This is a genomic window from Leucobacter sp. UCD-THU (assembly GCF_000349545.1).
GTDB classification, from domain to species: Bacteria; Actinomycetota; Actinomycetes; order Actinomycetales; family Microbacteriaceae; genus Leucobacter; species Leucobacter muris.
The window spans coordinates 92,398-106,650 of the sequence record NZ_KB714601.1; the positions used below are offsets into that span (position 1 = coordinate 92,398).

General features: G+C 70.6%; 13 protein-coding genes. 8 read left to right on the forward strand and 5 right to left on the reverse strand.

The genetic code is table 11. The annotated features are described in order from the left end of the window. Nucleotides 1-47: 47 nt before the first annotated feature. Both gdhA and H490_RS21555 read right to left on the reverse strand, forming a co-directional pair. Entirely contained in the window at nucleotides 48-1,400 is a 1,353-nt protein-coding gene (gdhA, locus tag H490_RS21550) for an NADP-specific glutamate dehydrogenase (protein WP_017883518.1), read from the reverse strand. 88 nt (nucleotides 1,401-1,488) lie between these two features. Further along, nucleotides 1,489-2,181 (reverse strand): metal-dependent transcriptional regulator, encoded by a 693-nt coding sequence (locus tag H490_RS21555; protein WP_017883519.1) that lies wholly within the window; start codon nucleotides 2,179-2,181, stop codon nucleotides 1,489-1,491. A 155-nt stretch (nucleotides 2,182-2,336) separates the two neighbouring features. Here H490_RS21555 and serC point away from each other — a divergent pair, with 155 nt between their 5' ends. Next, a complete protein-coding gene (gene serC, locus H490_RS21560) occupies nucleotides 2,337-3,455 on the forward strand; it encodes a phosphoserine transaminase (RefSeq protein ID WP_017883520.1) in 1,119 nt (372 codons plus the stop codon). A gap of 84 nt (nucleotides 3,456-3,539) precedes the next feature. On the opposite strand, the gene H490_RS0115760 is transcribed toward serC, so the two are convergent. Both H490_RS0115760 and H490_RS21565 read right to left on the reverse strand, forming a co-directional pair. Further along, on the reverse strand, nucleotides 3,540-4,382 hold the full coding sequence (locus tag H490_RS0115760) for a DUF3027 domain-containing protein (protein ID WP_017883521.1): 843 nt from the start codon (nucleotides 4,380-4,382) through the stop codon (nucleotides 3,540-3,542). Further along, on the reverse strand, nucleotides 4,375-4,752 hold the full coding sequence (locus tag H490_RS21565; RefSeq protein ID WP_017883522.1) for a cold-shock protein: 378 nt from the start codon (nucleotides 4,750-4,752) through the stop codon (nucleotides 4,375-4,377). The genes H490_RS0115760 and H490_RS21565 overlap by 8 nt, the downstream gene beginning before the upstream one ends. A 147-nt stretch (nucleotides 4,753-4,899) precedes the next feature. Between H490_RS21565 and H490_RS21570 the strand changes: the two genes are divergently transcribed. The 3 genes from H490_RS21570 to H490_RS21580 all read left to right on the forward strand — a co-directional run bounded on the left by H490_RS21570 (nucleotide 4,900) and on the right by H490_RS21580 (nucleotide 8,842). Further along, the gene (locus H490_RS21570) at nucleotides 4,900-5,166 is read left to right on the forward strand and encodes a hypothetical protein (protein WP_041205213.1); all 267 of its coding nucleotides are present in this window, start codon (nucleotides 4,900-4,902) and stop codon (nucleotides 5,164-5,166) included. A 14-nt stretch (nucleotides 5,167-5,180) separates the two neighbouring features. Then, nucleotides 5,181-7,100 (forward strand): helicase-associated domain-containing protein, encoded by a 1,920-nt coding sequence (locus H490_RS21575; RefSeq protein WP_017883524.1) that lies wholly within the window; start codon nucleotides 5,181-5,183, stop codon nucleotides 7,098-7,100. A gap of 65 nt (nucleotides 7,101-7,165) precedes the next feature. Further along, nucleotides 7,166-8,842 (forward strand): DNA repair helicase XPB, encoded by a 1,677-nt coding sequence (locus H490_RS21580; RefSeq protein WP_017883525.1) that lies wholly within the window; start codon nucleotides 7,166-7,168, stop codon nucleotides 8,840-8,842. A 35-nt stretch (nucleotides 8,843-8,877) separates the two neighbouring features. Here the strand turns inward: H490_RS21580 and H490_RS21585 are convergent, their stop codons facing one another. Continuing rightward, complete coding sequence (locus H490_RS21585; RefSeq protein WP_017883526.1) at nucleotides 8,878-9,471, reverse strand: helix-turn-helix domain-containing protein; 594 nt, start codon at nucleotides 9,469-9,471, stop codon at nucleotides 8,878-8,880. A gap of 204 nt (nucleotides 9,472-9,675) precedes the next feature. On the opposite strand from H490_RS21585, the gene H490_RS21590 reads away from it, so the two are divergent. The 4 genes from H490_RS21590 to H490_RS21605 all read left to right on the forward strand — a co-directional run bounded on the left by H490_RS21590 (nucleotide 9,676) and on the right by H490_RS21605 (nucleotide 14,252). Beyond that, nucleotides 9,676-11,316: a 5-guanidino-2-oxopentanoate decarboxylase gene (locus H490_RS21590; protein WP_017883527.1), complete on the forward strand. Its 1,641-nt coding sequence runs from the start codon at nucleotides 9,676-9,678 to the stop codon at nucleotides 11,314-11,316. Beyond that, nucleotides 11,313-12,290 (forward strand): agmatinase, encoded by a 978-nt coding sequence (gene speB / locus H490_RS21595; protein WP_017883528.1) that lies wholly within the window; start codon nucleotides 11,313-11,315, stop codon nucleotides 12,288-12,290. The genes H490_RS21590 and speB overlap by 4 nt, the downstream gene beginning before the upstream one ends. A 45-nt stretch (nucleotides 12,291-12,335) precedes the next feature. Then, entirely contained in the window at nucleotides 12,336-13,445 is a 1,110-nt protein-coding gene (locus H490_RS21600) for an ABC transporter substrate-binding protein (RefSeq protein ID WP_017883529.1), read from the forward strand. 105 nt (nucleotides 13,446-13,550) lie between these two features. Beyond that, nucleotides 13,551-14,252 carry a response regulator transcription factor gene (locus H490_RS21605; protein WP_017883530.1) on the forward strand — a complete coding sequence of 234 codons (702 nt, stop codon included), beginning with the start codon at nucleotides 13,551-13,553 and terminating at the stop codon, nucleotides 14,250-14,252. Nucleotide 14,253 lies beyond the last annotated feature (1 nt).

The following is a 14,253-nucleotide window of genomic DNA, read 5'->3' on the forward strand; positions in this document are numbered from 1 at the left end:
GGATCTCGGGCTGCTCGAGGGGCCGAAAGTCTCTCGACGCCGAGAGATCAGATGACGCCCTGCTCGAGCATCGCCTGGGCCACGGTGACGAAGGCCGCGGAGTTCGCTCCGAGCACGTAGTCGCCCGGGCGACCGTACCGCTCCGACGCCTGGTAGGTGGCGGCGTGCACGTCGCGCATGATGTCGTGCAGACGCGACTCGCTCTTGTCGCGGTCCCACCGCGAGCGCGCGGCGTTCTGGCTCATCTCGAGCGCCGACGTCGCGACGCCGCCCGCGTTGGCCGCCTTGCCCGGCGCGAACAGCACGCCCGCCTCCTGGAACAGCTCGACCGCGCCGGGCGTGGTGGGCATGTTGGCGCCCTCGGCGACCGCGCGCACGCCGCCGGCGATCAGCGCGCGGGCGTGATCCACGTTCAGCTCGTTCTGGGTCGCGCACGGCAGCGCGATTTCGGCGGGCACGTCCCACACCGCGCCGGTGGGCACGAAGTGCGCGCCCGGCCGGCGCGCGGCGTACTCCGAGATGCGGGCGCGCTCGACGCCCTTGACCTGCTTCAGCAGATCCACGTCGATGCCCTGCTCGTCGACCACGTAGCCGCCCGAGTCGGAGGCGGTGATGGCCTTGCCGCCGAGCTGCTGGATCTTCTCGATCGCGTAGGTGGCCACGTTGCCCGATCCCGAGACCACGGCTCTGCGGCCCTCGATCCCCTCGCCCGCGCGCAGCAGCATCTCCTCGGCGAAGAACACGGCGCCGTAGCCGGTGGCCTCGGTGCGCACCTCGGCGCCGCCCCAGCCCACGCCCTTGCCGGTCAGCACCCCGGCCTCGTAGCGCTGGGTGATGCGACGGTACTGGCCGAACAGGAAGCCGATCTCACGGGCGCCCACGCCGATGTCGCCGGCGGGGATGTCGGTGTGCTCGCCGATGTGGTGCACGAGCTCGGTCATGAAACTCTGGCAGAACCGCATCACCTCGGCGTCGCTCTTGCCGCTCGGATCGAAATCCGATCCCCCCTTGCCGCCGCCGATGCGCTGCGAGGTGAGGGCGTTCTTGAAGATCTGCTCGAAACCGAGGAACTTCACCACCGAGAGGTTCACGGAGGGGTGGAAGCGCAGACCGCCCTTATAGGGGCCGAGCGCCGAGTTGAACTGCACGCGGAAGCCGCGGTTCACCCGCACCATGCCGGAGTCGTCGGTCCACGGCACCCGGAAGATCAGCTGCCGCTCGGGCTCCACCAGCCGGTCGAGGATGCCCCCCTCGATGAACTCCGGGTGCTCGGCGAGCACCGGGGTGAGCGTGTCGAGCACCTCGTGCACGGCCTGCAGGAATTCGGGCTCCGCGGCACTGCGGTGCTGAACGGTCTCGGCTACGGCGCGGAGATGCACCTCTGGGGTGGGCAGCGACAACGTGGACTCCTCGGTCTATCAGCTCCATTGCGAACGGGTCGGTGCAGACCCGCCGATTACAGGTTCACCCGCTCGCGCGGGTTCGTCTCTACACCGAGACGAAGATGTGGGCGGCGACCTCGAACGGCAGGTCGATCGCCTCTTCGGATCCGTCGACCTCGACGTGCACGACATCGCCGTTGCGCGTGAAGGTGGCGGAGCGGCCGGGCACCACGCCCGCCGCCGCGAGCTGCTCGAGCAGTTCGGGATCGACCTGCATCGGCTCGGCGAGACGCTTGATGTTCGCCGAAACGGAGCGGTCCAACTCGATGAGCAGCTCCCCCAGCCCCGTGACGCCGGTCTGGAAGGCGCCCGTGCGGGCGCCGCCGAGCTCCTCGAGGCCCGGGATCGGGTTGCCGTAGGGCGACTCGGTGGGCCGGCCGAGGATGTCGAGGAGCTTGCGCTCGACGCGCTCGCTCATCACATGCTCCCAGCGGCAGGCCTCCTCGTGCACGTACTCCCACTCGAGGCCGATCACATCGGCGAGCAGGCGCTCGGCGAGCCGGTGCTTGCGCATGACGTGCACCGCCTTCATGCGCCCGTCCGGGGTCAGCTCGAGTCGACGGTCGTCGGTGACGATCACGAGACCGTCGCGCTCCATGCGGCCGACGGTCTGCGACACCGTGGGGCCGGAGTGCCCGAGTCGCTCGGAGATGCGCGCGCGCAACGGCACGATCCCCTCTTCCTCGAGCTCGAGGATGGTGCGGAGATACATCTCGGTCGTATCGATGAGATCAGTCATCGCCGTCCTCTCTGCACGGAGTTGCACACGCGGCGCCGGGCGCCAGGGATACCAGCCTAGAGCATCCTCGGGGGCGTTCCGCGACCCGAGATGCGGGCGGCCGCCCGTCGCGGCCCGGTCGCTGCGCGTCCGAGGCCGTCGATAAGATATGACGCATGGCCGACATCACGATCCCATCCGACCTTCTTCCCGCCGACGGCCGCTTCGGCTGCGGGCCCTCCAAGGTGCGCGACGAGCAGCTCAGCTTCCTCGCCTCGCTGCAGCCGGGGGTGCTCGGCACCTCGCACCGCCAGGCCCCCGTGAAGGATCTGGTGGGCAGCGTGCGCTCGGGCCTCGCCGAGCTGTTCCGCGCTCCCGAGGGCTACGAGATCCTGCTCGCCAACGGCGGCGCCACCACGTTCTGGGATTCCGCCGTCCACTCGCTCATCGAGCGCCGCAGCCAGCACCTCACCTTCGGGGAGTTCGGCGCGAAATTCGCGAAGGCCGCGGCCTCGGCCCCGTTCCTCGACGAGCCCGACGTGCGCAGCGCCGACGCCGGCTCGCGATCGCAGTCCGAGCCCGTCGCGGGCGTCGACGTGTACGCCTACCCCCACAACGAGACCTCGACCGGCGTGATGGCGCCGGTGCGCCGCGTCGCCGGCGACGCGGGATCGCTCACCGTCGTCGACGCGACGAGCGGTGCGGGCGGCATCGACTTCGATGCGGACGAGGTCGACGTCTACTACTTCTCGCCCCAGAAGAATTTCGCCTCAGACGGCGGCCTCTGGTTCGCGCTCGTCTCGCCCGCCGCGATCGAGCGCATCGAGCGCGTCACCGCTTCGGGCCGCTACATCCCCGAGACGCTGAACCTCGCGGGTGCGATCGAGAACTCCCGCAAGAACCAGACGCTCAACACCCCGGCGCTCGCCACCCTCGGCCTCATGGACGAGCAGGTGCGCTGGATCAACGCCCAGGGCGGCCTCTCCTGGGCGGCCGATCGCACCCGCGAATCGTCCCAGGCGCTCTACGACTGGGCCGAGCGGTCGGCGGTCGCCACCCCGTTCGTGGCCGACCCCGATCACCGTTCGCAGGTGGTCGTCACCATCGACTTCGACGACGCCGTCGACGCCACGGCCATCTCGAAGGCGCTGCGCGCGAACGGCATCGTCGACACCGAGCCCTACCGCAAGCTCGGCCGCAACCAGCTGCGCGTCGCGACGTTCACCGCGATCGAGCCCGACGACGTGCGCAAGCTCACCGGCGCGATCGACTACGTGCTCGAGCGCCTCGGCTAGTCGCACGCGCTCGGCGCGGGTCGCCGTACGACAGAGCCCCTCCGATCCTCGGGGTCGGAGGGGCTCTGTCGTACGGGCGCCCGGTCACTCCTCCTCGGAGCCCCCCTGCGCGGCGGCGGAGCCGGATTCTCCATCGTGGTCATCGTCTTCGTTCGGCTCGTCGGCGTCGGCGTCTTCGTCGTCATCGGAGTCATCGACGTCGTCGGTGTCCTCGTCGAACAGCTCGGTCTCGTCGGCGTCGTCCTCGCGATCCTCATCGAAGTCGTCGTCATCGGAGTCGTCGTCATCGGAGTCGTCGTCGGAGTCTTCCTCGAGGTCGACCCCGTCGATCTCGTCGTCGAAGTCGCTGAAGTCGTTGTCGAGGATGTCGGCGTCGGCGTCCACGTCGTCCTCGTCGCTGAGCTCGGCCGCCGCAGCCTCGGCGGCCGCGGCCTCGTCGGCCGCCTGCTTCGCCTGCGCCTCGCGATACTGCGCCAGCCGCACCGACCACGGCACCCACTCGGGCGCCACGACCGCGCCCTCGCCGGGCAGCAGTTCGACCTCGAGCACGTTGACGGGCGACTGCTCGTCGACGCGGGCGAGCGTCGCGGCCCACCGCCAGCCGGGGTAGCCGGCGAGGCGGCACTCGAAGAAGAGGGTGAGCACGTGATCCTCGTGCGCCTCGTAACCGGCGTCCGAGCCGATCGACCCCGCGTCGGCGATCTCCGCGAGCGCCTCGCGGGCCTGCTCGCGGGCGGCGAGCAGCACGGGGTCGGCAGTGGGAGTCGCCTGATCGGCGTGCTCGCTCGCGGCGACCGCCGCGGCCTCAGCGGGTTGCACGGTCTCAGCGGGCTGCACGACCTCGGTCGCTGCGGCCTCGGGGCTCGCCCCGACGGTCTCAGGCGCCTGCTCCGCGGGTTCGGCCGCGGCGTCGTGCGGCTCAGACATCGAAATCGTCCGCGACGTGGCGAAGCATGGTGGCGACCTTGCGCGACTGGGCGCGCTCGGGGTACTGCCCCTTCTTGAGCCTGGCGCCGAGCCCGTCGAGCAGCTTCACGAGATCCTCGACGATGACCGCCATCTCGTCGGCCGACTTGCGGTTGCGCTTCGCGAGGCGCGGGGTGTCGAGCACGCGCACCGAGAGCGCCTGCGGCCCCTTCCGGCCGTCGGCGACGCTGTACTCCAGGCGCGTTCCGGGCTGCACGTCGGCACCGTCAGGGATCACCGACGCGTGCAGGTACACCTGCGCTCCGTCATCACCCTGGATGAACCCGAAGCCCCTCGCCTCGTCATAGAACCTGACCTTGCCGTTCGGCATGCCTCGTTCCTCTCCTGTCCGGCGGATCTCCGCTGCTCGGATCTTCCGCTTCCTGAACCGCGATCACCGCGTGATCGCATACCCGGTCAAGTCTATCCGGCCGAGCTTCGCAGTACACGCAGCGGATCCCGCGGTAAAATGGACCGGATGTCGACCGAACCCAGCTCCCCCTCGCTTCTCGAGCGCATTCTCGCGTATGCCTCGCTCACCATCATCGCGGTGGCGCTCCTGTCGTTCTTCGCCACGCTCATCGTGGGCATGAACGACCGCTTCGCCATGGCCGAGGGCCTGTGGCCGTTCGTCTACGGCTTCTCACTGTTCGGTCTGCCCGTCGGCTTCGTGCTGCTGATCCTTCTGCTGATCCTGAGCCAGCGCAGGCGCCGCGCCGAGTTCCGGCGCGAACACGGGCGCTGAGCGCCCCTCACGACATGAGCGGCATCCTCGCGCTCGCCTCCGCCGTCGCGGGGATGGATCGCTCCGCGCTGCAGTCGCTCGTGCGCCGTCGGCGGGTGCAGTCGCCCGCGAGCGTGCTCGATCCGATCGGCCTCGCCACCGAGCTGCTGCGCCCGGAGTCGGTCGCGCGCACGCTGGCGGGCCTCGATCGGCGCGGTCTCGCCGCGCTGCTGGATCCGCGCGGCGCCGCTCCATCGGAGCTCGCGCTGTTGACGGGGCTCGGACTGCTCGGGATCGAGGAGCGGCACGGCGGATCCGATCCGGTGCCGCTGCCCGAGGTGGAGGCGGTGCTGCGCGACGCGCTCCAGGCGGCGGGCATCGACGCCGGGTCGCTGACGCTCGAGGCCGACGAGCCCGCACCCGCGGAGACCCCCGGCGCAGCCGCCGCTGACGGCTCGCACTCCTGGTACGCGACGGGGCTCACGGCCGTGGCGCAGGCGGCGGAGAGCCTGCGCGCGCTGAGGGAGCGGCCCGGACGCCTCAATCGCACCGGCACGGTCGCGGTGGCGACGGTGCGAGCGCTCTCCGAGACGACGCGCATCGAGGCCGACCCGCTGGCACGCACGCTCACCGCCCTCGACCGGGCCGCGCTCACGAGCACCGCGGTCTCGGACGCGGCGCTGATCCCGTCGTCCCGCGCCCCCGCGTGGCTCGACGCCGCCCCCGCCGCCCGCTGGGCCGCCCTCGCCGAGGCGACGCTCGTGTCGATGAGCCCCGAACTGAGCGCGACGCTGCGGAGCGGCGACACCGCCGATCTCGCCGGAGCCGCGGCGGCGCTGCCGCAGAGGTTCCCGCTGCTGCCGGAGGCGGAGTTCGCCGCCGCGCGATCCTTCGCGGCCGATGCCGAGCACCTCGGCCTCACCGTGCGGGGACGCCTCAGCGAGGTCGCACTGCGGCTGCTCGCCGGCGAACGCGCCGAGGCGGGCGCCCTGATCGATCGGATCTTCCCGGCGGCCTCGCCCGGAGTCTACGTGCAGCCCGACCTCAGCGTCGTCGTCCCCGGCCCCCTCTCCCCCGGCGACGAGGCCCTGCTGGCCTCGCTCACCGCCCCCGAGCACGTGGGCGTGGCCTCGACCCGCCGCATCACCGAGGCCTCCGTGTCGTCCGCACTGCAGCGCGGGCTTCCCGCCTCGGAGGCCCGGGCCGCGTTCGATCGGCTCTCGCTCACCGGCATCCCCCAGCCGCTCGACTACCTGCTGGGGTCGCTCGCCGAGCGGCTCGGCAGCATCATCGTCGACGAGCACGACGGCGACGACGGCCGCACCCGCATCACGGTCGCGCGCCCCGACCTCGCCGAGACCCTGCTCGTCGACCGAGCGCTGCAGCACCTCCAGCTGCGACGAGCCCCCGCGGTCGCGCGGTCCGCGGCCCCGGGCACCGCCGCCGCGGGCGAGACCACGCTCTTCTCCCGACTGCGCATCGACCACGTGCTCGCCGCGCTCGCCGACGCCCGCTACCACGCCACGGGCAGGCGATCCGCGGATCCCGCACCGGGCTCGCGCACCGCGACGCCTGCCGCCGCGGGCGCATCCGTCGCAGGCGCATCCGTCGCAGGCGCGCCCCGGGACGATGCGCCGGCGCCTCCCGAGGATCCCGCCGCCGCGTCGAGCGCGCCGGCCGAACCGCAGCTGTCGGAGCCCCTGGCGGCGCTCGTCGACCGCGTCTTCGCCGCCGCGCACTCCCAACCGGGCGCGGGAGACTTCACGCGTCGACTCGAACTCGCGATCCGGGACCGCAGCCCCGTGCGCGTCACCGCCGAGGCCCGCGGAGAGAGCCGCACCTTCACACTGCTGCCGGTCTCGGTGAACGCGGGGCGCCTGCGCGCGAGCGATGCGGGGGCCGGCGTCGAGCGCACCCTGCCGATCAGCACGATCACCGCGGTCGACCCCGCCTGATCCCGGCCTCCGAACCGGCATCCCCAGCAGAAGATTCCAATCCGCGCCGCGTAGAATCGACAGCTATGACTCTCGGGCCCCTCATCGTGCAGAGCGACCACACCGTGCTCCTGGAGGTCGCGCACCCCGACGCAGAAGACGCCCGCCACGAGCTCGCCGTCTTCGCCGAGCTCGAGCGCGCCCCCGAGCACATCCACACCTACCGGGTCACGCGGCTCGGCCTCTGGAACGCGCGCGCCGCCGGGCACACCGCCGAAGAGATCCTCGGCACGCTGAACCGCTACGCCAAGTTCCCCGTGCCTGCCGGGGTCGCGAGCGAGATCGAGGACACGATGCGCCGCTACGGGCGCCTCACCATCGAGCGCCTCTCGAGCGACGAGGCGCCGGCCTCCCCGTCCGCCGACGACACCGCGGCCCCGCAGCTCGTGCTGCGCTCCGACGACCCGGCGATCCTGCGCGAGGTCACCAGCGCGAAGAAGATCGTCCCGCTGCTCGGCAACCGCATCGACGAGCGCACCTACCCGCTCGAGCCCTGGGCGCGCGGCGAACTCAAGCAGCAGCTCGTGTCTCGCGGCTGGCCCGCCGAGGATCTCGCGGGCTACACCCCCGGCGAACCCTACGGCATCGACCTCGAGCAGCAGGGCTGGCACCTGCGCGACTACCAGGCCAAGGCGGTCGAGGCGTTCCAGCGCGGCGGCTCGGGCGTGGTCGTGCTGCCGTGCGGCGCCGGCAAGACGATCGTGGGTGCGGCGGCGATGGCCGAGGTGGGGGCGAAGACGCTGATCCTCGTCACCAACGCAGTCTCGGCTCGCCAGTGGCGCGACGAGCTGCTGCGCCGCACCTCGCTCACCGAGGACGAGATCGGAGAGTACTCCGGGCAGGTCAAGGAGATCAGACCCGTCACCATCGCCACTTACCAGATCCTCACGAGCCGACGGAAGGGCGAGTACCAGCACCTCTCACTGCTCGACGCCGAAGACTGGGGCGTGATCGTCTACGACGAGGTGCACCTGCTGCCGGCCCCCGTGTTCAAGCTCACCGCCGACCTGCAGGCGCGCCGCCGCCTCGGCCTCACCGCCACGCTCGTGCGCGAGGACGGTCGCGAGGGCGACGTGTTCAGCCTGATCGGCCCGAAGCGCTACGACGCCGCGTGGAAGGACATCGAGGCGCAGGGCTTCATCGCCCCCGCCGCGTGCTTCGAGGTGCGGGTCGAGCTGCCGGAGTCGGAACGCATGGACTACGCGGTCGCCGAGGATCAGGATCGCTACCGCATCGCCTCGTCGACCCCCGAGAAGCAGCGCATCGCGCAGCGCATCATCGAGAAGCACCCCGGCGAGAGCGTGCTCGTGATCGGCCAGTACATCGACCAGCTCGAGGCGATGTCCGACGCGCTCGGGGCGCCGCTCATCTCCGGCCAGACCCCCGTCGACGAGCGCGAGCAGCTCTTCCAGGCCTTCCGCAGCGGCGAAGAGCGGATCCTCGTCGTCTCGAAGGTCGCGAACTTCTCGGTCGACCTGCCCGACGCGTCGGTCGCGATCCAGATCTCGGGATCATTCGGCTCGCGCCAGGAGGAGGCGCAGCGCCTCGGCCGGCTGCTGCGCCCCAAGGCCGCCGGCATCACGGCGTCGTTCTACACGCTCATCGCGCGCGACACCGTCGACCAGGACTTCGCGCAGAACCGCCAGCGATTCCTCGCCGAGCAGGGGTACAGCTACACGATTCTCGACGCGCACGAGGTGTAGGCGACCGACGCCACCCGACCCCTCGGGGGCACCGCTCACACGTGGGAGGTCAGCACCCACATCAGCCGGGTGCGCTCGCTCTCCGACGGGTTGCGCCAGATGTGGGCGTGGCGCGCGTCGAAGCTCACGGAGTCGCCCTCGCCCAGCAGATACGTCTCGGCTTCGATGCGCAGCTCGAGCGTTCCCGCGAGCACCACGACGAACTCGCGATCGACGGGCAGACGGTACGGTTCGGGCTCGAAGCCGCCGCCCGGTTCGACCCAGGTCTCGATCACCTGCACGTCGCTCTGACCGGGAGGCGAGAGCACCGTGTCGGAGACGCCCTCCCCCATCAGCTTCGCCGGCTCGCGGTCGCCGTGACGGCTGACGTACACCTTGGGCGGGTCGAAGAGCCGGCCCATCGGCATGGTGAGCGCGTCGCAGATCGCCGCGAGCGAGGTCACCGAGGCCGACGCGAGACCTCGTTCGACCTGCGAGATGAATCCCTTGGTGAGGCCGGTGAACGCCGCCACGCTGCTGATCGTCATGCCGCGCTCCTCACGGGCGACGCGCAGGCGGAAGCCGATCTGGGTGAGCTGAGCCGTCGCACCGGAGTGCGGATGGCGAGCCGTGGTGCCGCGTTCGGCCATGGGGTGCTCCGATCTGCCAGCGGACGCCGGGTCTTCGACGACGCCTCTATCCTGCCCGCTCCGCAACCATTGACGAAACTCTTCGGCAGTGTTTAGTATAACCACACACAGTATTGCGTGATAAAACTGCGGTACTCGGCGCCGGCACTCCGGACACCCGAGCGACAGCGGACAGCGACGTCCGCGGAAGGAGACACATCGACCATGCGACTCGGCCAGGCCATCAGCTCGCTCCTCACCGAATACGGGATCGAGCAGATCTTCGGAATCCCGGGAGTCCATACGCTCGAGCTCTTCCGCGACATCGATCGCAGCGGGCTGCGCGTGACCATCCCCCGTCACGAGCAGGGCGCCGGATTCATGGCCGACGCCTACACCCGCGTCTCCGGCATCCCCGGCGTCTGCTACCTCATCACGGGGCCCGGCGTCCTCAACGCCCTCACGCCGATCGCCCAGGCCTGGCACGATTCGATCCCGATGCTCGTCATCGGGTCGACCGTCACGCGCGATCAGCTCGGCGAGCACCGCGGCACCCTGCACGACACCCCCGACCTCGCCGAGGTGCTCCGCCCCTTCACGCTGATCAGCGAGACGGCCACCTCGGCGGAGCGGGTCGCCGAGCTGATCGACGAGGCCTTCCGGCGATGGGAGCACGAGCGCGCCCGGCCCGTCTACATCGGAGTGCCGCGCGACCTGCTCGAGGAGGAGGTCGGCGAACCCCACCGGCCTGCCCCGCGGGCGGCCCTCCCTCCCGCCGCCGAAACCGAGGAGATCTCGGCCCGACTGGTCGAGGCCCTCGACCGCCTCGCCTCCTCCGACCGCCCGGTGATCGTCGCCGGCGGAGGAGCCCGCCACGACGGCGCGGCCGTGACCCGGCTCGCGGAACGCCTGGCCGCCCCGGTCGTCCTCACCGGCAACGCGAAGGGCCTCATCGCCGACGAGCACCCGCTCAACGTCGGCATCAGCATGCCCTTCCCCCGCACCCAGGAGCTGCTCGAGGACGCCGACCTCGTGGTCGCCCTCGGCACCGAGCTCTCCGACTTCGAGTTCCTGTTCACCGGCTCGCCCGAGCCGCGCCTGGCTGACATCGTGCGAGTCGACATCGACCCCCAGACGACCCACCCGGATCAGACCCGCCCCACGCTGCCGATGCGGGTCGCGGATTTCGCACGGACGGCGCTCGCCGGCCTCGAGGAGCCGAATGCTGCGGCGAGCGCGGCTGGCGCGGCGCGGGCGGCCACCGCGAAGTCCGGGCTCGCGGAGGCGCGGGAAGCGGATCCGCACACCCCCTGGATCGACGCCATCGAGCGAGCGCTGCCCGAGTCGGCGATCCTCACCGCCGACTCGGCGCAGGTCGCCTACCAGTCGCACCACTTCCTCTCGCTGCACGGACCCGGGCGCTGGCTCGCCCCCTACGGCTACGGCACGCTCGGCCCCGCGCTCCCCATGGCGATCGGCGCGGCCATCGCGGCACCGGGCCGGCCCGTCATCGGGCTCGCGGGCGACGGCAGCTCGCTGTTCACGCTGCCCGAGCTCGCGACCGCGCACGATCTCGGCGCCAACATCACACTCGTCATCTGGGACAACGGCGGCTACCGCGAGATCGAGATCTCCTTCGACCGCACCGACATCCAGCCCGCAGGGGTTCGCACCTCCGCTCACGACCTCGGGGCGATCGCCGCGGGGTTCGGCGCCGAGGTGACGCGCGCCACGACACCCGCGGAACTGGAGGATGCCCTGCGGGAGGCGACGGCTCGACCCGCGCTGTCGGTCATCGTCGTAAGGGCCCCGGCGGAGCACCGCGTCGAAGCCGATTCGCTGCTGCGCGAAGGGGCGGACGCATGAGCCTCGAGATCCCCTACGCCACCACCGTCTCTCCGGATGGCGGTCGGATCACCTCCCAGGTCGACTTCTCGCAGGTCCCGCGATTCTCCGGCCCCGGCACCTTCGCGGGGCTTCCCCGCCTCGAAGACGTCGGCGAGGCGCAGGCCGGTGTCATCGGCATCCCGTTCGACGCGGGAGTCACCTTCCGCCCGGGCGCGCGATTCGGCCCGGCAGGGATCCGGGGCGCCAGCCACCTCATCCGCCCCTACAACGTCGAACTCGACGCGTTCCCGTTCGCGCACCACCAGGTCGCCGACGTCGGCAACCTGGCCGTCACCCCCTTCGGAATCGAACGCGCGGTCTCGGCGATGATCGACGGCCTCTCCGAGGCCCGCGAGCGCTCCGGCAAGCTGGTGGTGCTCGGCGGCGACCACACGATCGCATACCCGTCGATCAAGACGCTCGCCGCTCGGCACGGTCCGATCTCCGTGCTGCACTTCGACGCGCACATCGACACCTTCGGCACCTACTTCGGCGCCGCGCTCCACCACGGCGCGCCCTTCCGCCGCGCCGCGGAAGAGGGGCTGCTCGACCCGGAGGGATGCATGCACGTCGGGATCCGCGGGCCCCTCTACGGCCCGCACGATCTCTCGGACGATCGGGCGCTCGGGTTCCAGGCCGTCCACTCCAGCGAGTTCTCGACGACGGGCCTCGAAGGGGTGCTGGAGCAGATCCTCAGCAGGCTCGGAGAACGCCCCGTCTACGTATCCGTGGACATCGACGTGCTCGATCCGGCGTTCGCACCGGGCACCGGCACCCCCGAGCCGGGCGGCCTCACCAGCCGCGAACTGCTCTTCCTGCTTCGCGGACTCGCACCGCTCGACGTCGTGGGCGCCGACGTGGTCGAGGTCGCGCCCGCCTACGATCACGCAGATGTCACCTCGCTCGCCGCGGCGCACGTCGCCTACGAGTTCCTCTCCCTCTGGGGGCGGTAGCCCCCTCCACCCGCGGTCGCCCGCGACGAAGAAACGGAAGAATCAATGACGACACTCTCCCGCATCACCTCCGCGGTGGCGCTCACCGGCGCCGCCGCACTCCTCCTCGCAGCATGCTCGGGCGGCGAGGCCGCCCCGCCGCCCGACCGCGAGCTCGGAACGCCCCGGGTCGGGGAGATCGCCCAGGGAGCGCTGGAGGGAACGACCCTCACCTACGCCGGTCCGGGCGGCATCTTCCAGGAAGGCCAGGACGAGGCCATCTGGCAGCCCTTCGCCGAGGCATCCGGAGCGAGAATGCAGATGGACGCCTTCGACTCGGGCAAGCTGAAGGCGATGGTCGACAGCGGCAACGTGGCATGGGACATCGTCGACACCTCCCAGGTCGACACCGCCCGCAACTGCGGCACGCTGTACGAGAAGATCGACCGCTCGAAGATCGACACCTCCGAGCTCCCCGAGGGCACGATCACCGACGACTGCATGATCCCGAACGTGATGTACGGCTTCGTCATCGCCTACAACACCGAGGTGTTCGGAGACGACCCGCCGCGCAGCGCGGCCGACTTCTTCGACACTGCCCGGTTCCCCGGCAAGCGCACGGTGCCGCAGACCACCTACGTCGATCCGCAGAATCTCGAGTTCGCGCTCATGGCCGAAGGCGTGGACCTCGACCGGTTGCAGCCCGAGCACATCGACCAGGCGATCGAGAAGTATCAGAGCCTCGGCGACGACATGATCGCGTGGAGCACCGGAGCCCAGGCCCAGCAGCAGCTCGAGAGCGGCGAGGCCGTCATGGGCTTCGTGTGGTCGGGCCGCGGCTACGGGGCCGCCGAGGCCGGCGCCCCCATCGCGCCGGTCTGGGACGAGTGGCTCGTCGCGATCGACTCGACCGCGATCCCGAAGGGGGCGAAGGATCCCGAGGCCTCGCACGCCGCGATCAACTACTTCCTCGGCGCCGATCAGCAGGCCGGTATGACCGAGCTCAACTCCATGTCGCCGGTCAACGTGCACGCCGAGCCGCAGGTCGACGAGACGCTGTCCGATTGGCTGGCGAGCACGCGCTTCGAGACCGGCCGAGTCCCCGACTTCGATTTCTGGGTGGAGAACTACGATGCGATGGCCTCGGCCTGGGCGGCATGGGTGACCGGGGCGTGAGCCGCCGCCCCTGACGCCCGCGGGATCGCGCAAGGGTCACAGCCCCCTTCGCGCGATCCCGCATATTGTCAGCGACTTCATAGCTGGCAATCAGAGACTGAATGCATGACTACGCAGAACAAGGGACCCCGGATCCTCATCGTCGACGACGAGCCCAGCATCCGTGAGCTGCTCAGCACGAGCCTGCGCTTCGCGGGCTTCGGCGTGCGCGCGGTCGCCAACGGCGCGCAGACCATCTCGGCCGTCCTCGAAGAAGAGCCCGACCTCATCATCCTCGACGTCATGCTGCCCGACATGAACGGCTTCAGCGTGACCAAGCGCCTGCGCTCCGCGGGCTACACCGCCCCGATCATCTTCCTCACCGCGAAAGACGACACCGAAGACAAGGTCGAGGGCCTCACCGTCGGCGGCGACGACTACGTCACCAAGCCGTTCAGCCTCGACGAGATCATCGCCCGCATCAAGGCCGTGCTGCGCCGCACCATCCAGGAGGACGAGGACTCGGTGCTCACCGTCGGCCCCATCACGATGGACCAGGATACCCACGAGGTCTCGGTCGACAGCACCCCCGTCGAGCTCTCCCCCACCGAGTTCAAGCTGCTGCGCTACCTCATGCAGAACGCCAACCGCGTGCTCTCGAAGGCCCAGATCCTCGACCACGTCTGGGAGTACGACTTCAACGGCGACGCCGGCATCGTCGAGTCGTACATCTCGTACCTGCGCCGCAAGCTCGACCCCCTCACCGAGGAGTCGCTGATCCAGACCAAGCGCGGCTTCGGATACATGCTGAAGACAGAGACGAAGTAGG